Raw genomic sequence first — 21,079 nt, forward strand, 5'->3', positions numbered from 1 at the left:
TGGCGCCAAGGTTGCAGGGGGCCGACGCCACGGCCGCCCGCCGACGCTGGAACGACGATACGATGCCCGCTGCGCTCGGAGGCCCGCGCCTTCTGCTGCGCCGCCTCCGCGAAGCGATGGCGGAGCCGGTGAGCCCGCAGGCGCGTCTCGACCGGATCGTCGTGCTGATCGCTGCGAACGTGGTGGCCGAGGTCTGCTCGGTCTACGTCCTGCGCGACGACAACATCCTCGAACTCTTCGCCACCGAGGGCCTGAACCGCGAGGCGGTGCATCTCACGCGGCTGCGCGCCGACGAGGGCCTCGTCGGCCTCATCGCCTCCACCGCCGAGCCCCTCGCCCTCTCGGACGCGCAGAAGCACCCGGCCTTCTCGTACCGGCCGGAGACGGGGGAAGAGATCTACCACGCCTTCCTCGGCGTGCCGCTCCTGCGGGCGGGCCACACGCTCGGCGTGCTCACCGTCCAGAACAAGACCTACCGGGTCTATTCCGAGGAAGAGATCGAGGCGCTCCAGACCACCGCGATGGTGCTCTCGGAGATGATCGCCTCGGGCGAACTCGACGGGCTCGGCTCGCAGGCGAGCACCGCCAACCGCCGCCCGGTCATGGCGCGGGGCGTCGCCCTTTCGGACGGGATCGGGCTCGGCCACGTGGTGCTGCACGAGCCGCGCCTCGTGGTGAAGACCCTCATCGCCGAGAACGTCGACCGCGAGGTCGCCCGTCTCGATGCAGCCATCGAGGGCGTGCGCTCGGCCATCGATGCCTTGGTGGAGCGGGGCGACCGGATCGGCACCGCCGAATCCCGCGAGGTCCTGGAAACCGTGCGGATGTTCGCCCACGACCAGGGCTGGCTGCGGCGGATGCGCGAGGCCGTCGCCTCGGGCCTCACCGCCGAGGCCGCCGTGGAGCGGGTGCAGTCGGACAACCGGGCGCGGATGCTGCGCCAGTCCGATCCCTACCTGCGCGAGCGCCTGCACGATCTCGACGACCTCGCCAACCGCCTGCTGCGGGCGCTGATCGGCCCCGGCGCGGCGGGCACGGCGCCGTTGCCGGAGAACGCGATCCTCGTCGCCCGCACCATGGGGCCGGCGGCGCTCCTCGATTACGAAGCGGGGACGCTCCGGGGCATCGTGCTGGAGGAGGGCGGCCCGACAAGCCACGTCGCCATCGTGGCGCGGGCGCTCGGCATCCCCGCCGTGGGCGAGGTCGAGAACGCCACGGCGCTCTGCGAATCCGGCGACGCGATCATCGTGGACGGCGTGGCGGGCGAGATCCATGTCCGGCCAGGGCCGGAGATCGAATCCTCCTACGCCGAGATGGTGCGCCTGCGCGCCCGGCGGCAGGAGCAGTACCGCGCCCTGCGGGACGTCCCCGCCATCACCCGCGACGGGGTGAAGGTCGGCCTCAACCTCAATGCCGGGCTGCTCATCGACTTCAGCCATCTGGACGAGACCGGGGCGGAGGGCGTCGGCCTGTTCCGCACCGAGTTGCAGTTCATGGTCGCCCAGCGGATGCCCTCGGCGGCGGAGCAGCAGGCGCTCTATTCCCAGGCCTTCGCGGCCTCGGGCGGGCGGCCGGTGACGGTGCGCACCCTCGACATCGGCGGCGACAAGATCCTGCCGTACATGGCCAAGCTGGAGGAGGAGAACCCGGCTTTGGGCTGGCGGGCGATCCGCATCGGCCTCGACCGGCCGGCGCTCCTGCGGATGCAGCTGCGGGCCCTCCTGAAGGCGGCCGAGGGGCGGCCCCTCAAGATCATGTTCCCGATGGTCGCGACCGTGCACGAATTCGTGCAGGCGCGGGAGATCGTGGACCGGGAGAAGGCCCATCTCGCCCGGCACGGCTACAAGCTGCCCCAGCCCTGCGAATTGGGGGCGATGGTCGAGGTGCCCTCGCTGCTGTTCCAGATCGACGAGATCGCCCGCGAGGCGGATTTCCTTTCGGTCGGCTCCAACGACCTGATGCAGTTCCTGTTTGCGGTAGACCGCGAGAACCGGCGCGTGGCCGACCGGTTCGATCCGCTCTCCGTGGCGGCCCTGCGCGCCTTCCGGCTGATCGCGGAGCGGGCCAACGCGGCCGGCTGCCCGGTGACGGTCTGCGGCGAGATCGGCGGGCGCCCCCTCGACGCGATGGCGCTGATCGGGCTCGGCTTCCGCAACCTGTCGATGTCGCCCGCCGCCATCGGCCCCCTGAAGGCGATGGTGCTCAGCCTCGACGCGGGGGAGGTCGCCCGGCTGATCGAGGCCGAGATGACGACGATGCACGACGGCCAGACCCTGCGGCCGCTGCTCACCGCCTACGCCCGCGACAACGGCGTCCCGATCTAGCGACGCCCGCCGCACCTTGCGAAACCTTTCGCCGTGGTTGTACCCCCTCGCGGAACCGGGCCGACACACCGACGTCCCCACAGAACAACCGGGCGATGATACCTTTTCCCCCCGAACGCCTCGACGCCATCCTCGTCCGGCACGATCTCGTCACCGCGCAGCTCGCCTCCGGCGAGGGCGATGCCGAGACGGTCGTGCAGCTCTCGCGCGAATTGTCCGACCTCGATCCCGTGGTCGCGGCGATCCGCGAGTACCGCTCCGCCCTCGATAACCTGAAGGGCATCGAGACGATGATCGAGGAGGCCGGCACCGACCCGGAGATGCGCGCCTTCGCCGCCGAGGAGAAACCGCCGGCCGAGGAGGCCCTGGAGGCCGCCCACCGTGCCCTGCAGCTGATGCTGCTCCCGAAGGATGCGGCGGACGAGAAGAGCGCCATCCTCGAAATCCGCGCCGGGACCGGCGGGGACGAGGCGGCCCTGTTCGCGGGCGACCTGTTCCGCATGTACGCCAAATATGCCGAGACGAAGGGCTGGCGGGTCGAGTTGGTCTCGGAGAGCGAGGGCACGGTCGGCGGCTACCGCGAGGTGATCGCCGAGGTGAAGGGCCGGGGCGTGTTCGCCCGGATGAAGTTCGAGAGCGGTGCCCACCGGGTGCAGCGCGTGCCCGACACGGAGACGCAAGGGCGCATCCACACCTCCGCCGCCACCGTCGCGGTGCTGCCGGAGGCCGAGGATGTCGACATCGTCGTCAACGATGCCGACCTGAAGATCGACACGATGCGGGCGCAAGGGGCGGGCGGCCAGCACGTCAACAAGACGGAATCGGCGATCCGCATCACCCACCTGCCGACGGGGATCGTGGTCTTCGTCCAGGAGGAGCGCTCGCAGCACAAGAACCGGGCGCGGGCGATGTCGCTCCTGCGCGCGAAGCTCTACGACGCCGAGCGCACCGCGAAGGATTTCGCCCGCGCCGCCGACCGCAAGGCGCAGGTCGGCTCCGGTGATCGCTCGGAGCGGATCCGCACCTACAATTTCCCGCAGGGGCGGGTGACGGACCACCGCATCAACCTCACCCTCTACAAGCTCGAAGAGGTGATGGCCGGCACCGCCCTGGACGAGGTGGTGGACGCCCTCATCGCCGAGCACCAGGCGGAACTGCTGGCCGCCGAGGGGATGGCGTGAGCGGGGAGGGCGGCCTCGACGCTTCCCTGTCCCTGCGCGACGCGATCCGCCGGGCGGGCGCGGTCCTTGCCGCCGCCGGCATCGCGCAGGCCGAGGGGGATGCGCGCTTCCTCGTGCTCGGCCTGCTCGGCCTGTCCTCCCGCGATCTCGCCCTCGACGGCCACCGCCCCATTGGGGCGGAGGCGCCCCGCCTGTCGGAGGCCCTGGCGCGGCGTGTGGCCGGGGAGCCGGTCGCGCGCATCCTCGGCGCCTGGGAATTCTGGGGCCTGCCCTTCGCCCTCGGGCCGGACACCCTGGTGCCGCGCCCGGACACCGAGACCGTCGTGGAGGCGGCGCTCGCCGCCTTGCCCGACCGGCGGGCGCCCCTCCGCATCCTCGATCTCGGCACCGGCTCGGGCTGCATCCTCGTGGCGCTCCTGAGCGAACTGCCGAACGCCACCGGCTTCGGCCTCGACCGCTCGGAGGCGGCCCTGCACACCGCCCGCGCCAACGCCGAGGCGAACGGCGTCGGCGGGCGGGCCTGTTTCGTGCGGGGCGATTGGTGCGCCGCCCTGCGGGGGCCCTTTGATCTCGTCGTGTCGAACCCGCCCTACATCGCCGCCGCCATCATCGCCGGGCTCGACCGGGAGGTGGCCGAGCACGACCCCCGCGCCGCCCTCGACGGCGGGGCGGACGGTCTCGGCGCCTACCGCCAGATCCTCGGCGCCCTCGGGCAGGGCGGGATACTGGCGCCCGGCGCGCCCGCGATCCTCGAGATCGGATACGATCAGGCCGAGTCCGTCCGAGCAATCGGGGTGGCCAGCGGGCTTCGCAGCACGGGATTGTTTCAGGATCTTGCTGGACGCGACCGTGCTCTCAGCTTCGTGCATTGAATTTGGCCGAGAGGGCGCCCAGATCGAGCCTCCGAATACAAGTCGAGCCGTCGCCCGCAGCCTGCGTAGCGTCCGCGAGGAGCCGCAAACCGAAAAAAGCTTGTTGCAGCGCGCATGAGACGGTAGACTCCGCTTGAAGATCGCGAACGTTTCGTTAAGACGAGCCGCGATAGGGTCGGTGGAGACCACGGCCGCCACGTAGTTCGCCGACCCCCTCAAGATCCGGAACAGGGTGTACGCGAGGCTCGCGCGCCGGTCCGGTACCGCTCGAATCTGACAATCGCCTTGTGGTCCGCGCCGATGCCTCGGCCTGCGACGCAAGCGGTGGCTCAGGCGAACGGTGAGGTTCGTGCGAGGTGTTGCACGGCTGCTTTCGGGCAGTACGGGTCGGGACGACGCACCGGAGCCGTGCGCGACCCCGAACGTCCCTTTGACTTGTCTGGCGTGAACTGAGGGTCACTGAAGACCGATGAGACCGAACCAGAATCGACGGATGCGCGGGCGTAATCGCCCCAAGGGTCCCAATCCGCTGACGCGCTCGTACGAATCGAACGGCCCCGACGTCAAGATCCGCGGTACCGCTCAGCACATCGCCGACAAGTACGCGCAGCTCGCCCGCGACGCTCTGGCGGCCGGCGATCCCGTCGCCGCCGAGAACTACTTCCAGCACGGCGAGCATTACTTCCGCATCATCTCCGGTGCGCAGGAGCAGACGCGCCCGGTCGCCGGCGGCTATGCCGCCCGTGCCTTCGACGAGGAGATGGACGAGGGCGACGAGGAGGCCCAGGGCCAGGGCGGCCAGCCGAACGGGCAGGCCTATAACGGCCAGGGCTACGGCCAGGACGAGTACGGCGACCCCGGCCACCAGCCGCAGCCCTATGAGGGCCGCCAGGATTACCAGGACAACGGGCGCCAGAACCGCGACCGTTTCCAGAACCGCGACCAGCGCCGCTTCGACGGCCAGCCGCGCCAGGACAATGGGCGCCAGGACAACGGCCGGCAGGACCGCCAGGATTACAACCGGGACCGTCCGCGCCAGGAGAACCGGCAGGACGGGAACCGGCAGGATTACAACCGGCAGGACCGGCAGGATTATCCGCGCCAGGACCGGCAGGACCGCCAGGAGTATCGCGGCCAGCAGGAGAACAACCGGCAGGACCGTCCGCGCCAGGATTACCAGCGCAGCGAGGGCCAGGAGTTCCGGCAGGAGCGCCAGGACCGTCCCGAGCGGCAGGACCGCACCGAGCGCCAAGACCGCACCGAGCGCCAGGAGCAGCGGCGCGAGTTCCGCCCCGAGACGCCGCGCGCCGAGTTCCAGCGTCCCGAGGCGGCGCCACGCCGTGAGCGCCGTCGCGAGGAGCCGGCCGCCGTCACCGAGGAGGCCGCAGCCCTGCCGGCCTTCCTGATGGCGCCCGCCCGCCCGATCGCCTCGACCTCCCCGGCCGTCCCGACCGCCTCGCCGGAGCCCGAGTCGCCGCCGGCCGCCGAGGCCGCCGCCGCCGACGAGGCGCCCGCGGCGAAGCCCCGCCGCCGCCGCCGTCCGCGCTTCGAAAGCGCCGCCGCCGAGGCGGGTGAGGGCGGTGCCCCGTCCTCCGACGAGACGCCCACCGAGTGAGCCTTCCCCCGCCGCCCCGCCGTCATGGGAGGGCGGCGGGGATTGTCCTGCACCCCAGGGCTGTCTATCTCGCCTCGGCCGTGAAACCCTGGATTCCGATGGCCGCTCTGCCCCGACGTCTCCTCGCTGGCCTGCTGGTGCTCGCGAGCCCCGCGCTCGCCGCCCCCGCCACTCCGGAGCCTTCCGAGGCGCAAGCGCCCGCGCAGGCCCCGGTCGTCCTGGCCAACCACCGGGCGGTCTACGACCTCTCCCTCAGCGGCAGCACGAGCACCCGCGCCGTCGAAGCGGCGCGCGGGCGCATCGTCCTCGACTTCCGGGGGGATGCCTGCCGGGGCTACACGATGCAGACGCGGCAGGTCACGGAGCTGACCTCCGGCGAGACCGGCACCCGCGTCTCGGACCTGCGCAGCACGACCTTCGAGAGCGGCGACGCGCGGGAATTCCGCTTCAAGACGACCACGGTCTCCGACGGCGACAACGCGGCCCCCGTGGACGGCACGGCCACGGAGGATGCCAGCGGGCTCACGGTGAAGCTGAAGGGCAAGCCGAAGCCCATCACCGCCTCGGGGCCAGTGCTGTTCCCGAGCGCGCATATGCGCAAGCTCGTGGAGATGGCGCGGGCCGGGCAGACCACGCTCTCGGTCAAGGTCTATGACGGTTCGGACGACGGCCGGAAGGTCTACGACACCTTCGCGGTGATCGGCCACGAGGCGGTCTCCGGCACCGATCTGGAGAAGCCGCTTCAGACGGGGCCCATCGCCTCGGTGAAGCGCTGGCCGGTGAAGCTCACCTACTACACCGAGGGCGCCGGCGAGCGCACGCCGATCTACACCCTGAGCTTCGACCTCTACGAGAACGGCGTCAGCGGCCGGATCAAGCTCGATTACGGCGAGTTCGTCCTGGCCGGCACGATGACCACCCTCGATCTGGACACGACGCCGCCGAAGGCGGGCAAGGGCTGCACGCCGTAGGCGTCACGCCCACTCGTCGTCGGGCCAGGGCGACAGGCGCTGCCACGCAGCGACGATCCGCTCCGGCTTGATCTCTAGGGCCTGCGCGCAGGCGAGCAGCACCGGCTCGTTCCCCGCGACATGATCGAGCACGCCCGCGAGGAACGCGGGGTCCTTGGCGCCGGCCCGAACCGCCTCCAGATCGAGTCCGGTGGCGGCGAGGAAAGGAAAAAGCCGGTCTTCATCCCCAAGGATCCACAGCAGAACATCGAGGGCGATGCCTTCCGCAGGGTCATCCGCTTGGTGCAATTTGCCTTTCGTCAACATGTAACCCTTAAAACCGACGCAATGGGGCTGATGGGTCCTTAATCATGATCGGCTCTGACCGAGGCAAGGAACCATGTCGAAGACGGTGCTCATCGTCGAGGACAACGAACTGAACATGAAGCTGTTCAACGACCTCCTGGAGGCGAACGGCTACGCGACCCTGAAGACCGCCAACGGCATCGAGGCGATCGAGCTGGCGCGCGCCCATCATCCCGACCTGATCCTCATGGACATCCAGTTGCCCGAGGTGTCCGGCCTGGAAGTCACGAAGTGGCTGAAGGAAGACGACGACCTGAAGTCGATTCCGATCATTGCCATCACGGCCTTCGCCATGAAGGGCGACGAGGAGCGGATTCGCGAGGGCGGCTGCGAGGCCTATTTGTCCAAGCCCATCTCCGTCGCGAAGTTTTTGGCAACCGTTCGCGCGTATCTTGAACCGAAATGATGCGGCGCAGGGCCGTCTCCCCCGTCGCGAGACCTTGAGTCGCGCCCGAGGGTTGGCGACGGCGAGCGACGCAAGCGAGGTAGCATGTCGGCCCGCGTCCTGATCGTCGATGACCTCTTCCCGAACGTCAAACTGCTCGAAACGAAGCTCGGCCTGGAGTATTTCGACACCCTCGCGGCGATGAACGGCCCCGATGCCATCGCGATCTGCGAGAAGGGCCTCTGCGACATCGTCCTGCTCGATGTGATGATGCCGGGCATGGACGGATTCGAGGTCTGCCGCCGCCTCAAGAGCAATCCCGTCACGGCGCATATCCCGGTGGTGATGGTCACCGCCCTCGACCAGCCCTCCGACCGGCTGAAGGGCCTCGATGCGGGCGCCGACGACTTCCTGACCAAGCCGGTCGACGACACCGCGCTGTTCACCCGCGTGCGCAGCCTCGTCCGCCTGAAGGCCGTCACCGACGAGTTGCGCCAGCGCGCGCTCGCCTCCCGCGCCATCGGGATGGGCGACCCCCTCACCACCGCCGCCGCCGAGACCGGCCTCGACGCGCGCATCCTCCTCGTGGAGGATCGCCCCGGCGCCACGGAGCGGATGGCCATGGCGCTCAGCCAGCTCCACCGCGTGACCGTGGAGGCCGACCCGCTCGTCGCGATCCAGGTGGCGGCCGAGGGCGATTTCGACCTCGCCCTGGTCAGCCTCGACCTGCAGGGCCATGACGGCCTGCGGCTGTGCAGCCAGCTTCGCTCCCTCGACCGGACGCGGGGCATGCCGCTGATCATGGTGGCGGAGGCGCACGACCGCGCCCGGATCGTCCGGGGCCTCGATTTCGGCGTCCACGACTACCTGATGCGTCCCGTCGACCGGAACGAGCTGCTGGCCCGCGCCCGCACCCAGGTCCGCCGCAAACGCTATTCCGACGTGCTGCGCGGGGCCATGCAGGCCTCCCTGCAGATGGCGGTGACGGACGGCCTCACCGGCCTGCACAACCGCCGCTACCTCGACAATCATCTCGGCGTGCTGTTCTCCGAGGAGGCGATGCGCCACCGGCCGCTGGCCGCGCTCATCCTCGACATCGACCGCTTCAAGGCGATCAACGACACCTACGGCCACGAGGCCGGGGACGAGGTGCTGCGCGCCTTCGCCGAGCGCGTGCGCCAGCACACGCGGCCCATCGACATCGTCGCCCGCTACGGCGGCGAGGAAATCGTGGTGATCCTGCCCGATTCCGGCCTTGCCGAAGCCCACGCCATTGCCGAGCGCATCCGCGAGCGGATCCAGGCCGTGCCCTTCGCCGTCCAGCGCGACACGCGCAGTCTGTCCGTCACCGTCTCCATCGGCGTCGCGACCCGCTGCGCCGACGACGCCTCGCCGGGAGACATGCTGCGCCGGGCCGACGAGGGCCTGTACGAGGCCAAGGCAGGCGGACGGAACCGGGTCGTCGCCCAGGCGGCCTGACCCGCCGCAGAGGTTGACAGCGTCGGCCTTTGCGCCAACACCTCGCGCCGGCCGCGGCCGGGCTCCCCACCGGGCGTGCGACATCCCACGACTCGGTTACGGAACTCCATGGCGGTCACGCGCTCCTATCTCGACTTCGAGAAGCCGGTGGCTGAGCTCGAAGCGAAGCTCGAAGAACTGCGCGCCGTCGGCAACCAGGACGGCGCCGTCTCGATCAGCGAGGAAGTCGGCCGGCTGGAAGCGAAGGCCCGCCAGGCCCTTGCGGAGATCTACGCCGCCCTCACGCCCTGGCAGAAGACGCAGGTGGCCCGCCACCCGCAGCGCCCGCATTTCGTGGATTACTGCGCCGGGCTCATCACCGAATTCACCCCGCTGGCGGGCGACCGCACCTTCGGCGAGGACGAAGCCATCGTCGGCGGCTTCGGCCGCTTCAACGGCCGCCCGGTCTGCGTCCTCGGCCAGGAGAAGGGCGCCACCACCGAGGCCCGCCTGCGCCACAATTTCGGGATGGCCCGCCCCGAGGGCTACCGCAAGGCCGTGCGCCTGATGGAGACCGCCGACCGGTTCGGCCTGCCGGTGATCGCCTTCGTGGACACGGCCGGCGCCTATCCGGGCATCGAGGCCGAGGAGCGTGGGCAGGCCGAGGCCATCGCCCGGTCCACGGAAGCTTGCCTCGGCCTGTCGGTGCCCAACGTCGCGCTGGTGATCGGGGAGGGCGGTTCGGGCGGTGCCATCGCACTCGCCACCGCCAACCGGGTGCTGATGCTGGAACACGCGATCTACGGCGTGATCTCGCCGGAGGGCGCGGCCTCGATCCTGTGGCGCGACGGCGGCCGGGCGCACGAGGCGGCCACCGCCATGAAGATCACCGCGCAGGACCTGCTGCGGCTGGGCGTCATCGACGCCATTGTCCCCGAGGCGGTCGGCGGCGCGCACCGGGACCGCGAGGGCGCGGTGCAGGCGGCGGGTCAGGCCATCACCGAATCCCTCGCCATGTTCGACGGGCTCGACGGGACCGCGATCCGTGGGCGCCGGGCCGACAAGTTCCTCGAGATCGGCAGGCGCCTGTGACGGCAGCGGCCGGGCTGCGCGGCGCGCTCGGCCGGCTCGGCCGTCGCTTCGGCCGCCGCGACACCCGCGAACCGGGGGCCTTCAACACGATCTCCCTCGGCTGCAATTGCCAGATGGCGCATGTCCTTAAGACCCTGGACCTGCGCACGTGGTCCGGCCCGTTCGACTGGATCTTCACCCTGCCGGGCATGGTGCAGGACTGCCTGGAGGACGATTTCGCCGCGCTCACCGACCGGGGTGAGCTGCAGAGCATCCCCGCGCCGGAGCGCCGGGGGGAGGGCATCTGGAAGGGCCGCCACCGCCTCTACCGCGAGCGGCATGGCCTCGAATGCGTGTTCAACCACCACGATCCGGCCGCCGACCCGGCTGATTACGCCTTCCTCACCGAGGGCGTGCGCCGGATGCGCGTGGCCCTCGATACGCCCGGCACGCGCAATCGCCTGTGGATGATGACCCATCTCTACACCCCCCGCCCGGTGGTGGAGGAGATCGATGCGCTCCTCGGCCGGCGGGCGAGCACCAACCATCTCACCTTCGTGCAGCTCATGCCCGGCCACGCGCAGGTTGAAGTGACCGAGGCCGTGGATGTCTCCGCGAGCCTGCGCTGCCTGACGATCCACAGCCCTACGGAGCCGGTCGGCCTGCGCCTCGCCGATCCAATCGACGACGCCGCCCTGCTCGGGATCCTTCGCGCCGAGGCCGACCGGAGTCCCGCGCGGCTGGCGTGATCCACAGATCGCGGCGCCGTGTTGCAACGGCGCCATTGCGGTAACGAAGGCGCAAGCTTAACGCAGGTAGACGGTTGGGGAGTGACGCCCGAAGCCGGCCGATACCAACGGCCTCCGGGCGAGAGTTCGAGGACGAGGTTCCCCATGACGGCGCGTCCCGCCTTTGCGAGGATGCTGGCGGCCGCTGCCTTGACCGCCCTACTGCTCGGCGCCTGCCAGGATGGCAGCGGGATCAACGGTCCCACGGCCCGCAGCATCGCACCCATCGCCCCGCAGACCCTGGCTCTGATGCAGACCAAGGGGATGCAGCAATCCGACCCGATCCTGATCCGCGCCTACAAGAAGGAAGCGGAGATGGAGGTGTGGAAGAAGGGCGGCGATGGAAAGTACGCCCTGCTCAAGACCTTCCCGATCTGCCGCTGGTCCGGCCAGCTCGGCCCGAAGACGCGGGAAGGGGATCGCCAGACGCCCGAGGGCTTCTACACGATCACGCCGGGCCTGATGAACCCGAATTCCTCGTACTATCTGTCGTTCGACACCGGCTTCCCGAACGCCGTGGACCGGGCGAACGGCCGCTCCGGCCGCTACCTGATGGTGCATGGCACCTGCTCGTCGGCCGGCTGCTTCGCGATGACGGATGCCACGATCGCCGAGATCTACGCCATCGCCCGCGAAGCCTTCATCGGCGGTCAGCGCAGCTTCCAGTTCCAGTCCTACCCGTTCCGGATGACGGCCAAGAACATGGCCAAGTTCAGGAACGACCCGAACGCCCCGTTCTGGCGCAACCTGAAGGAAGGGTCGGACTATTTCGAGGCCCTGCGCGAGGAGCCGAAGATCGGCGCCTGCGGCACCCGCTACGTGTTCGGCGGGGCGGATGTCGCGGCCGGCTCGTGTAAGCCGAAGGTCGAGCCCCTCGTCGCGCAGAAGCGCGCGGAGGACGAGCGCGAGATCGCCGAACTGGTGGCCAAGGGCACCCCGGCGGTGCGCATGGCCTATCAGGACGGTGGCCAGAACGCGGTCTTCCGCCCGCAGGACAACCCGACCACCTTCGCGAGCCTCGGCGGCACCGAGACGGTCCTGCCCTACGACGCGAAGGAATACAGCCGCCACAACCTCGGTGAGGTGAGCCGTCCCGAGACTCTGGCCGCCGGGCCGGAGGAGGTCGAGATCGACGTGAAGGGCCGTCCGGTGATGCTCGCCGCCGTCCCGTCGCCGACCACCACGGCCTCTACCACCCCGAAGGCCATGGCCGCCGCCAAGCCGGGAGAGAAGGCGAAGGGTCCGGTGCGGCCGGCGCCGACGACGCTCATGGCCGCCCGCCCCGCGGAGCCCGTCGCCGAACCGGAAAAGCCCGCGCGGATCGCCGTGGCGGACGCGGACGGCGACTCGGACGGCTACCAGCAATTGCTGGGCAAGCTGTTCACGAAGGACAAGCCGGCCCCGGTCGTCACCCCCGCCACCGACGCGGCGACGGTGGAGCCGATCAAGCTCGCAGCCCGGATCGAGCCCCCGGCGGTGAAGCGCGCCGCCAAGCCCGTTCATGCGGGCAAGGAACACCCGGAGCACAAGGCCGAAGCCAAGAAGACCGAGACCAAGAAGGTCGAGGCGAAGAAGGCGGACGCGAAGCCGTAACGGCTTGGCTCCTCAAAGCAGCGGCCGGTCGCGGTTCATCAGCCACAGGGCGTGGACTGTGCCGGGCAGCCAGCCCAGAATCCAGAGCACGATGTTCAGCAGGAACTGAATGCCGAAGCCCGTCGTGACGAGCACGGCGATGGGCGGGAAGAAGATCGCGAGCAGGATACGGATCAGGCTGGACACGGGAACTCCGTGGGAGGAGAGGGCGGTTGCGCTGCAGCAACGATGCGAAGCGTTGCCGGTTCCGCCGGGAGCTTCGCCGCCTTGCTGGCAATGCAAATTCGCCTTACCTCTTGCGGAGAGGAGCACAGGCGAATGGCGATTCTCACCGTGACGGCGCGGGGCCAAGTGACCTTCCGCAAGGAAGTGCTCCAGCACCTCGGCATCAAATCCGGCGACAAGATCGAACTGGCATTCCTGCCCGATGGCCGGGCGGAGCTTCGCGCCGCCAAGCCTGCCGGCGGCTGGCAGGATCTGAGCGGCTGCCTGAAGGGCAAGGGCAACGGCGCGGCGCTCTCCCTCGACGACCTGAACGAGGCCATCGCCGCCATGGGCGCCGAGGCCGGACGCGGACAACCGTGAAGATCACCGCTGACACCAACGTGCTGGTTCGGCTGCTGATGGCCGACGATGCGGAGCAGAACGCCATCGCGGTCCGCACCGTCGAGGAGGCCGATACCGTGGCGATCGGCATACACAGCTTCTGTGAACTGGCCTGGGTGCTCCATCGCCATTACGGCGTGCCGCGCCTCGATATCGCGCGGGCGATCCGCCAACTCAGCGAGGCCCGCAACGTCGTGATCAACCGCCCGGCCGTCGAAGCCGGGCTCGAGGTCCTGGAAGCCGGCGGCGATTTCGCGGACGGCGCCATCGCCTATGAGGGGCGATGGCTCGGGGGCGACACCTTCGTCTCGTTCGATGCGAAGGCGGTGAAGCTCCTCGAACGCCAGGGCAAACCGGCGCTCGTCCTTTCGTAGGCCGTCGCGTCAACGCTACTTCGGCGGCGTGGTCGCGCCCGGCATGGAGGTCGGCACGTTCGCGGCCTGCTTCTCCGGGTTCTTCACTTGGCTGTAGGCGACGTTCGAGAACGTGCCGATCACCGCCGGCCAGCTCGGGTTCGCGTATTGCGGATCGTCGCGGCCGACCTTGCAGAAGGCGGTGGTGAGGCCGTTGACGATGTCGTCGTCGGTCACGCCGGTCTGCTCGGCCTTGATCTGCGGCGCCAGCCTGGCCAGCGTCGGCACGAAGTCCTGCTGCTTCAGACCCTTCAGGCTGTCCTGGATGTTCAGCTTATCGAAGGCGGTCTTGAGCTTGTCTTGCTCGATCTCGGCGCAGGGCGCCGTGCCGGACAGCATCGTCTTGGTCGCCGCCCGTGCGTCGGAGGCCTCGGAGCCGGACAGGACCGGCGCCTTGTTGCCCCAGGCGTTGCGGACGTAGTCGGTGACGTTCTTCACCTCGACATCGGTCATCTGCTGGCCGATGGCGACCATCGGCGCGAGGCCGCTCTGCGCGGCGAGGCCGCCATAGATCACCCGCAGCACCGTCTCCGGCCCATGGGACTGCACGGAGGTGTTGCCGGCCAGCGCGGGCACGGCGCCCTCGATGCCTTTGCCATCCGGCTGGTGGCAGGACGAGCAATAGGTCAGGTAGGTCGAGGCTCCGGGGGCGTCCTTGGTGTCGAAGGCGGCGAGGTCCTTCGCCTTGTAGGTCTGCTTGGCGGGCACCGTGCGCAGGTAGGCGACCATCGCCTTCAGGTCCTCCTCCTTCACCTTGGAGAGGGATTCCATGATGGTCTGGCGCATCGGGCCGGCGGCGACGCCCGGTCGGTCGCCGGGGGCGGTGCCGGTCTTGAGGTAGGTAACCACCTGCTCGTCGGTCCAGGCGCCGATGCCCTGGTGGCCGTCCGGGGTGATGTTCGGGGCGTACCAACCGTCGATGACGCCACCTCCGAAGCGGCCCGCGAAGCTCGAGTTGCCGACGAGCTTGTTCTCGTTGTGGCACATGGCGCAATGGCCAAGGCTCTCGACGAGGTAGGCGCCGCGGTTCACCTCGGCACTGGCATTCGGATCGGGCTTGAAGCGCTCCTCGGTGAAGAACGCAGTGCGCCACGTCACGAGGGCCGTGCGGACGCTGAACGGGAACGGAATCTGACTTTCCTGCCGCTTCTCGTTCACCGCCGGGACCGACTGGAGGTAGGCCCAGATCGCCTTCGTGTCCTCGTCGGTGACCTTCGTAAACCAGCCGAACGGGAAGGCCGGATAGAGATAGCCGACATTCTTGCTGTAGCCGTGACGAAAGGCCTTATCGAAATCGTCATAGCTCCAGTTGCCGAGGCCCGTCTCCTTATCCGGGGTGAGGTTCGGGGTCATGATGACACCGAAGGGCATGCTCAGGGCGTAGTTGCCGGCGAGATACTTTCCGCCGGGCGCCGTGTGGCAGGCCGCGCAATCGCCCATCGTGACGAGATACTTGCCCCGCTCGACGGGGTCCTGGCTGTCCTGCGCCCAGGCGGGCGCCCCGAGGATGGTGCCGGCGAGCAAGCCGGACGCAAGGACTAAGCTGCGCTGCATGGCCTGCACCTCCGGGGCGAGGACTTCAGAAGAATTCAAAACGGTTGCCGCGCGTGAACGCGGGGTCGGAAACTGTTGTTCCTGCTGCGCTAGCGGCGAACCTGCGGCCAAGCGTCCTTTTGTGGAGCGCCGTGCGGGGATGCCGCAGGGCGCAGGCTGTTCCGGCGCAGGATCAGGTCGGCGACATGGGCCACAAGCCCGGCGAGCATGAAGCCCGCCACCACCGGCCAGGCCGAGCCGGTGAGGGCGGCGCGCAGGGCGAGCATCAACCCGGCCCCGGCCACGATGGTCGCACCGAAGGGTGCGAACCGGGCCGCCCCCCGGCAGAGGAGGGCGAGCAGCACCGCTTCGGCCGCGACGCCGACGAGGATGAGATCCACGATGCGGCCGGAGGCGAAAAGCCCCTCCATCACGCGAGGCTCCGGCGCGGGTTCAATTGGACGATGCGCAGGTTGAGGCAGGACGCGACGCCGACCCAGGCGAGATAGGGGATGTTCAGGAGCGCGGCGGTGAGGCTTGTGCGGCCCACGGCGAGCATCAGCACGAGGATCGAGAGCCACAGCATCGCGACCTCGATGAGAGCCCAGTCCGGCCGGCGGAAGCGGAAGAACAGCACGCTCCACGCGATGTTGAGCACGCCGTTGACGGCGAAGACGGTGGCGATCAGCGGCCGGCCGGCCGGATCGGCCGTCCAGGCGAGCACGCCGGAACACGCGGTCATGGCGAAGATCGTGGTCCAGACCGGTCCGAAGGCCCAATCCGGCGGCTTCCACGCCGGCACGCGCAGGCGCTGATACCAGCCGTCGGTGCGCGTCGCGACGCCGCCGGCCACCGCGACCAGCACGGCGCAGACGGCGGCGACGAGGGCCGTGCGCCAATCCACCTGCGCCAGGGCGCTCACGGCGACACCCAGCGGAACAGGTGGGCGAGGTCCTTGAAGAAGATGCGGACATGGGCCGCCGGCTTCGCCCGGACCAATTCCTTGTTCATGTAGGAATCCCAGGTGAGCTGCTGCACGTCCTTGTCGCGGCAGATCGAGACGAAGCGCTCGCGCAACCCGTCGCTGCGGTACCAGACCCACTGCATGATGCCGAGGATCAGGAACACGCGCCCGTGCTGCTTCATGAAGCGGCGGCGGGCGAGGCCGAGCGCCTTCGCGTCGCCCGTGGCGAGGAACGCCTCCGCCGCCTCCGCCGCGAGGCGCCCGCCGAGCATGGCGTAGTAGATGCCCTCGCCGGAGGCCGGCGCCACGACACCTGCCGCATCCCCGGCGAGCAACACGTCGCGTCCGTTGTCCCAGCGCTTCAGGGGTTTCAGGGGCAGGGGTGCCCCCTCGCGCCGCACCGTCTCGGCCTCGGCGAGGCCGGTCGCCTCGCGCAGGGCGCGGATCGAGGAGCGGAGCGAGAAACCCTTGCGGGCGCTGCCCGTGCCGATGCTCGCGGTCTCGCCGTGGGGGAAGATCCACGAGTAGAAATCCGGCGAGTGGCGGCCCTGGTAAAACACGTCGCAGCGCGCGGGTCCGATGGCCGCCTCGCCCGCCTCTCCGGCGCGGGGCACCCGGACGATCTCGTGATAGGCGAAGACCTGCCGCATCTTGTCGTGGCCCGGCACCTCGGCGCGACCGACCGGCGATGTGGCCCCGTCCGCGCCGATCAGCAGCTTGGCGCGGACGCTGTGGTGTTCCAGGCTCTCGCCCTTGCCGGTGGTGAAGTGAACCACGGCCGGGCCGGTATCCGGCCGCGAGAGACGGTCGAAGGCGGCCTCGCGGAGGTCGGCGCCGGCCTGCGCCGCGCGCTCCCGCAGCCACGGGTCGAAATCCTTGCGGTCGACCATGCCGACGAACCCGTCGCCGACCGGCATGTCCACTTCCTTGCCGCTCGGCGCGATCATGCGCGCGGCGCGGATGCGGGCGACGAGGAGATGGTCGGGAATCGCGAAATCGCGGATCAGCCGGGGCGGGATCGCGCCGCCGCAGGGCTTGATCCGGCCCGGCTTGTCGAGGAGCAGCACCGAGCGGCCCCCGGCGGCGAGGTCGTGGGCCGTCGTCGCCCCCGCCGGACCACCGCCGACCACCACGACGTCGAAGGTTTCGACCACGCTATCGTGTCGGGTCATGGCTCACCTCGCCTCGAATGCCGGATTGAGCGGGAAGGAGGAGGGCGCCGCGTCGAGGCGCAGGGCCACCGCGACCGCCACGAGGAACAGCATGCCCTCGGCCACGAAGACGGTGGCGTAGGCATGGACCGGATCGGCCACGACGAGGCGCATGGCATCGACGGCGAAGGCGCCGAGCACCCCGCCGCTCCCGAAGGCGACGCCCTGCGCCGCCCCCCAGACACCCATGCGGGTGCCGCGCTCGCGCTCGCCGCCGCTTCCGGCCAGCGCCATCATCGAGCCGATGGCGGCGACCGCGTAGATTCCGTTGGCGAGGCCGAGGGCGAAGACCGCGCCGCGCAGGGGAAAGTCCGGCCCGGAGGGTCCGCCCGCCGCGATGGCGAACAGGGCGAGGCCCGAGGCGCCGCAGCCGATGGCGATCCAGAGCCGCAAGGAGGCGAGGGCGGTGCCCTTGGCCAGCAGCGTCACCGCCGCCACGAGGAGCATCCCCACGAGCACACCGCCATGCTGGAGCCCGGCGAGCTTCGTCGTGGCGCCGGGCCCCATGCCGAAGACCAGCCCGGCATAGGGTTCGAGGATCAGTTCCTGCGCGCTGTAGGCGAGCATGGAGACGAAGACGAAGATCGTGAAGCGCCGAGCGACGGGGTCGGCCAGCACCTTGCTCAAAACCTGCATGAAGGGCGGCTTGGCCTCCGGGGCCTCCGGCAGCGCGGCCGGCAATCGCGCTTCGATGCCTGTGACGGCCAGGGCCGCGACGCAGAAGGCGATGAGGGACACCCCGCCCGAGACGGCCACGAGGCGCATCACCGTGAAGGGTTCGAGGAAATGCCCGGCGAGCGGCGCGGTGAGCGCGAAGCCGAAGATCATCATCACCCAGACGAGGGTCGCCGCCGCGCCGCGCCGGGCCGGGGCGACGCCGCCCGCGAGCAGGACGAGGAGCGAGGTGCCCGCCGCCCCGACGCCGAGGCCGACGAGGAGGAAGGAGAGGGCGGCGAGCGCCAAGCCGGCGACGAGATGCGTCTGCGCCAACGCTGTGCCGCAGGCCGCGCCGAAGCCACCGAGGCAGAGGGCGGCCATACCACCGAGAATCCACGGGGTGCGCCGGCCCGTCCGGTCGGAGCCATAGCCCCAGCGCGGGCGCAGCACCTGCACGGCATAGTGGATCGCCACGAGCAGCCCCGGCACCAGGGCCGGCAGGGCCAATTCCACCACCATCACGCGGTTCAGCGTCGAGGTCATCAGCACCACGACGCCGCCCAGGGCGGTCTGCACGAGGCCCAGCCGCAGGATCGACGGCCAGGACAGTTGCGCGGGTTCGCGGGCCATCAGACGCCTCCCACCAGCGGGCGCAGGGCGAAGGCGGTGGCGAGCATCCCCAGCACGTAGAGGGTCGTGCCAGTGCCGTTGTACCAGGCCGCCCGGCCGCGGGGATCGTCGAGGAAGCGGACCATCAGCGCCGCCTGCCCGGCGAGCAGCGCAACGATGATCGCGGCGTGCCACGGCCGCCCCCAGGCGAAAAGCAGGCCGATCACCACCACCTGCGGCAGCGCCATGACGAGGCAGGCGAAGCGCGCGGCCCGCGCCGGGCCGAGCTGCACCGGCAGGGAGCGCACGCCGGTCGCGATATCCCCCTCCACCGACTTGAAGTCGTTGAGGGTCATGATGCCGTGGGCACCGATGGAATAGAGCAGCGCGGTGAGGAGCACCCGCCAATCCGGCATGGCGGCGGCCATCACCGCCGCGCCCGTGAACCAGGGTAGGCCCTCGTAGCAGATCGCCACCGCCGAGTTGCCCCACCAGCCATTGCCCTTCAGGCGCAGGGGCGGCGCGGAATAGAGCCACGCCAGCACCAGCCCGAACAGGGCGGCGCCGAGGATCCACGGCCCGAGGGCCGCCGCGACGACGAGGGAGAGGGCGGTCCAGCCGAGGGCGAGGTAGAGGCCCCAGCGGCCGGGTATCCGGCCCGACGGAATCGGCCGGTTCGGCTCGTTGATGGCATCGACGTGCCGGTCGAACCAATCGTTGGCCGCCTGGCTCGTGGCGCAAACCAAGGGGCCCGCCAGCACGATCCCCGCCGCGATCACCGGCCATTGGCCGTGCGCGGGGACGCCGGACGAGACCACGCCGCAGGCGAACGCCCACATCGGCGCGAACCACGTAAGCGGCTTCAGGAGCTCGATGACGGCACTGGGAGCGGGCGTGGCGGCCATGGCGGGAGGCTATGCGAGCCCCGCGAGGTGTCAAGTCAGAATGACACCTCGCGCGTCATGTCGCGGTGGTTTACCGCCGGCGTGAAACCCATCGGCGTGACGGATATAATATTCGTCTACTGGTCAGACGTCGTCGCCGGCATCGAGATCGCCGACGCCGTAGCGGCGCATCTTGGCGTAGAGACCCTGCCGCGACAGGCCCAGCATCTCGGCCGCCGACGCCCGGTTGTCGCGTGTGATCCGCAGGGCAGCCTCGATGCACAGCTTCTCGATGAGGTCGGTGGTCTCGCGGACCAGGGTCTTCATGGAGACGCGGCCGACGAGTTCGGCCATCTGCTCCACCGAGCGCGGCTCGGCGCGGGTGCCGACATTGAGCGCCGAGCGAGGAGGCAGCGCCCGGATCGAGAGGCCGATGCAGGCGGGAGACCCGGCCGACGCCACGGCGGCGACCTCCACATCCTCCATGCCGCCATAGGCGCCGCGCACCACGGTGGCGAATCGGCGGACAGAGCCGTGATCCTGCAAGGTCGCGAACAGGGTGCGCGCCTCGGTCTCGTCGCGGGCGAGCCATTCCTCGATGGGGCGGCCCCGCGCCTGCCCCTCTGCGGCCAGCTGCGCCAGTTCGAGGAAGGCGGCGTTCGCCCAGACCACCTTGTGCCCCGAATCTGTGATGACGAAGCCCTCCGGCATTGCCTCGATCAGGGCACGGGTCGGCAGGGCGGCGGAATTCTCTTGGTTGAGACCGTCGGATGCGCCTTGTTCGGGGATCAGCCGCAGGATCGCGCTGGTCCCGCCCTCGCCGCGGAAGAGGGAGGCCGAAATCGTCACCTCGCCCCGTCCCTGAAGCAAGGCGGCGCGGATATCGGCGGCCTGACCGGTCGCGCGCAGCGACCCGTGCTGGGCTTCGAGGGTCCGCAGGCTCGCCGGATCGAACAATTCCACCACATCGACGCCGATGAGGCGACGCACGGCCCGGCCCAGCAGCCGCGCGGCGGAAGGATTCGCCTCGATGACCCGGCGGGTCGTGGAATCCACCACCAGCACCGCCTCGCCGCAGATCTGGAAGAGCAGGCGGTAGCGGGTCTCGGCCGCACGGAGGCGGTCGTAATCGCGTTCCAGCGTCTGCTGCGTGTCGGCCAGCCGACGCTGCAGGGCCGCCACGGTGCGCATGTCCCGCCCGAGGACGAGGATCGGTCCGTCCGCCTCGGGGCGCAGGGCGGCGTAGCGAATCGGGAGATCGATGCCGGTGGGCGAGGGGTGATTCACCTGCCGCCAGCGGGTGACTGCCCCCGGCCCGGCATCGCGCAGCAACTCATCGACCTTGGTGCGGCTCTCGATGGTGACGGTGTCCACGAGGCGCCGGCCGAGCCAGCCGCCGATCTTTTCCTCGGCGAACTCCGCCGCGCCCGTCGCACCGCGAATCACCCCGTCCGCATCCACGATGAGCGACAGGTCTGAAGCAGCGGTCACGGCGAGCCCCGCCGCGTTGCCGCCGAGGAGAGCGGCGACCTTGGGCAGGGCCTCGTTCGAGGCCGGCTCGGCGGTGCGTGGTCGTGGCGTCACGAGAATCTGTCGCAG

Annotated in this window: 21 protein-coding genes; 12 read left to right on the forward strand and 9 right to left on the reverse strand. The window is 70.0% G+C overall.

Annotated elements, in window-relative coordinates; translation table 11 throughout:
• Positions 1-62: 62 nt before the first annotated feature.
• The 5 genes from ptsP to MKK52_RS08440 all read left to right on the forward strand — a co-directional run bounded on the left by ptsP (position 63) and on the right by MKK52_RS08440 (position 6,963).
• Positions 63-2,324 (forward strand): phosphoenolpyruvate--protein phosphotransferase, encoded by a 2,262-nt coding sequence (gene ptsP, locus MKK52_RS08420; RefSeq protein ID WP_243953350.1) that lies wholly within the window; start codon positions 63-65, stop codon positions 2,322-2,324.
• Between the two features lie 95 nt (positions 2,325-2,419).
• The gene (prfA, locus tag MKK52_RS08425) at positions 2,420-3,505 is read left to right on the forward strand and encodes a peptide chain release factor 1 (RefSeq protein ID WP_243953351.1); all 1,086 of its coding nucleotides are present in this window, start codon (positions 2,420-2,422) and stop codon (positions 3,503-3,505) included.
• A complete protein-coding gene (prmC, locus tag MKK52_RS08430; RefSeq protein WP_243953352.1) occupies positions 3,502-4,377 on the forward strand; it encodes a peptide chain release factor N(5)-glutamine methyltransferase in 876 nt (291 codons plus the stop codon). Before prfA ends, prmC begins: the two co-directional genes overlap by 4 nt.
• A gap of 493 nt (positions 4,378-4,870) precedes the next feature.
• Positions 4,871-5,992, forward strand: coding sequence for a DUF4167 domain-containing protein (locus tag MKK52_RS08435; RefSeq protein WP_243953353.1), 1,122 nt, complete (start codon positions 4,871-4,873; stop codon positions 5,990-5,992).
• A gap of 98 nt (positions 5,993-6,090) precedes the next feature.
• Entirely contained in the window at positions 6,091-6,963 is an 873-nt protein-coding gene (locus tag MKK52_RS08440; protein ID WP_243953354.1) for a cell envelope integrity EipB family protein, read from the forward strand.
• 3 nt (positions 6,964-6,966) lie between these two features.
• Here the strand turns inward: MKK52_RS08440 and MKK52_RS08445 are convergent, their stop codons facing one another.
• A complete protein-coding gene (locus MKK52_RS08445) occupies positions 6,967-7,251 on the reverse strand; it encodes a DUF3572 domain-containing protein (RefSeq protein ID WP_409564633.1) in 285 nt (94 codons plus the stop codon).
• A 91-nt stretch (positions 7,252-7,342) separates the two neighbouring features.
• Here MKK52_RS08445 and MKK52_RS08450 point away from each other — a divergent pair, with 91 nt between their 5' ends.
• The 5 genes from MKK52_RS08450 to MKK52_RS08470 all read left to right on the forward strand — a co-directional run bounded on the left by MKK52_RS08450 (position 7,343) and on the right by MKK52_RS08470 (position 12,603).
• Positions 7,343-7,714, forward strand: a complete 372-nt coding sequence (locus MKK52_RS08450; protein WP_243930743.1) for a response regulator — start codon at positions 7,343-7,345, stop codon at positions 7,712-7,714.
• An 84-nt stretch (positions 7,715-7,798) separates the two neighbouring features.
• Positions 7,799-9,172: a PleD family two-component system response regulator gene (locus MKK52_RS08455; protein WP_243953356.1), complete on the forward strand. Its 1,374-nt coding sequence runs from the start codon at positions 7,799-7,801 to the stop codon at positions 9,170-9,172.
• A 108-nt stretch (positions 9,173-9,280) separates the two neighbouring features.
• A complete protein-coding gene (locus MKK52_RS08460) occupies positions 9,281-10,243 on the forward strand; it encodes an acetyl-CoA carboxylase carboxyltransferase subunit alpha (protein WP_243953357.1) in 963 nt (320 codons plus the stop codon).
• Positions 10,240-10,971, forward strand: coding sequence for a DUF1796 family putative cysteine peptidase (locus tag MKK52_RS08465; RefSeq protein WP_243953358.1), 732 nt, complete (start codon positions 10,240-10,242; stop codon positions 10,969-10,971). The genes MKK52_RS08460 and MKK52_RS08465 overlap by 4 nt, the downstream gene beginning before the upstream one ends.
• 144 nt (positions 10,972-11,115) lie before the next feature.
• A complete protein-coding gene (locus MKK52_RS08470; protein WP_243953359.1) occupies positions 11,116-12,603 on the forward strand; it encodes a murein L,D-transpeptidase family protein in 1,488 nt (495 codons plus the stop codon).
• A gap of 12 nt (positions 12,604-12,615) precedes the next feature.
• Here the strand turns inward: MKK52_RS08470 and MKK52_RS08475 are convergent, their stop codons facing one another.
• On the reverse strand, positions 12,616-12,789 hold the full coding sequence (locus tag MKK52_RS08475; protein ID WP_243953360.1) for a YqaE/Pmp3 family membrane protein: 174 nt from the start codon (positions 12,787-12,789) through the stop codon (positions 12,616-12,618).
• Positions 12,790-12,921: 132 nt separating this feature from the next.
• Here MKK52_RS08475 and MKK52_RS08480 point away from each other — a divergent pair, with 132 nt between their 5' ends.
• Positions 12,922-13,188, forward strand: coding sequence for an AbrB/MazE/SpoVT family DNA-binding domain-containing protein (locus tag MKK52_RS08480; protein WP_243953361.1), 267 nt, complete (start codon positions 12,922-12,924; stop codon positions 13,186-13,188).
• On the forward strand, positions 13,185-13,583 hold the full coding sequence (locus MKK52_RS08485) for a type II toxin-antitoxin system VapC family toxin (protein WP_243953362.1): 399 nt from the start codon (positions 13,185-13,187) through the stop codon (positions 13,581-13,583). The genes MKK52_RS08480 and MKK52_RS08485 overlap by 4 nt, the downstream gene beginning before the upstream one ends.
• Positions 13,584-13,598: 15 nt before the next feature.
• Here MKK52_RS08485 and MKK52_RS08490 read toward each other — a convergent pair whose 3' ends face one another.
• From MKK52_RS08490 to ppsR, 7 genes are all read right to left on the reverse strand, one after another.
• Positions 13,599-15,176 (reverse strand): c-type cytochrome, encoded by a 1,578-nt coding sequence (locus MKK52_RS08490; RefSeq protein ID WP_243953363.1) that lies wholly within the window; start codon positions 15,174-15,176, stop codon positions 13,599-13,601.
• 89 nt (positions 15,177-15,265) lie between these two features.
• The gene (locus tag MKK52_RS08495) at positions 15,266-15,586 is read right to left on the reverse strand and encodes a hypothetical protein (RefSeq protein ID WP_243953364.1); all 321 of its coding nucleotides are present in this window, start codon (positions 15,584-15,586) and stop codon (positions 15,266-15,268) included.
• Positions 15,586-16,077, reverse strand: coding sequence for a TspO/MBR family protein (locus tag MKK52_RS08500; protein WP_243953365.1), 492 nt, complete (start codon positions 16,075-16,077; stop codon positions 15,586-15,588). The genes MKK52_RS08495 and MKK52_RS08500 overlap by 1 nt, the downstream gene beginning before the upstream one ends.
• On the reverse strand, positions 16,074-17,291 hold the full coding sequence (locus MKK52_RS08505) for a geranylgeranyl diphosphate reductase (RefSeq protein WP_243953366.1): 1,218 nt from the start codon (positions 17,289-17,291) through the stop codon (positions 16,074-16,076). Before MKK52_RS08505 ends, MKK52_RS08500 begins: the two co-directional genes overlap by 4 nt.
• A 3-nt stretch (positions 17,292-17,294) precedes the next feature.
• Positions 17,295-18,617, reverse strand: coding sequence for a BCD family MFS transporter (locus MKK52_RS08510; protein ID WP_243953367.1), 1,323 nt, complete (start codon positions 18,615-18,617; stop codon positions 17,295-17,297).
• Positions 18,617-19,501: a chlorophyll synthase ChlG gene (gene chlG, locus MKK52_RS08515; protein WP_243953368.1), complete on the reverse strand. Its 885-nt coding sequence runs from the start codon at positions 19,499-19,501 to the stop codon at positions 18,617-18,619. The genes MKK52_RS08510 and chlG overlap by 1 nt, the downstream gene beginning before the upstream one ends.
• Before the next feature lie 123 nt (positions 19,502-19,624).
• On the reverse strand, positions 19,625-21,070 hold the full coding sequence (gene ppsR / locus MKK52_RS08520) for a transcriptional regulator PpsR (RefSeq protein ID WP_243953408.1): 1,446 nt from the start codon (positions 21,068-21,070) through the stop codon (positions 19,625-19,627).
• Positions 21,071-21,079 lie beyond the last annotated feature (9 nt).

This window comes from Methylobacterium sp. J-067 (assembly GCF_022829465.1).
GTDB lineage: Bacteria > Pseudomonadota > Alphaproteobacteria > Rhizobiales > Beijerinckiaceae > Methylobacterium > Methylobacterium litchii.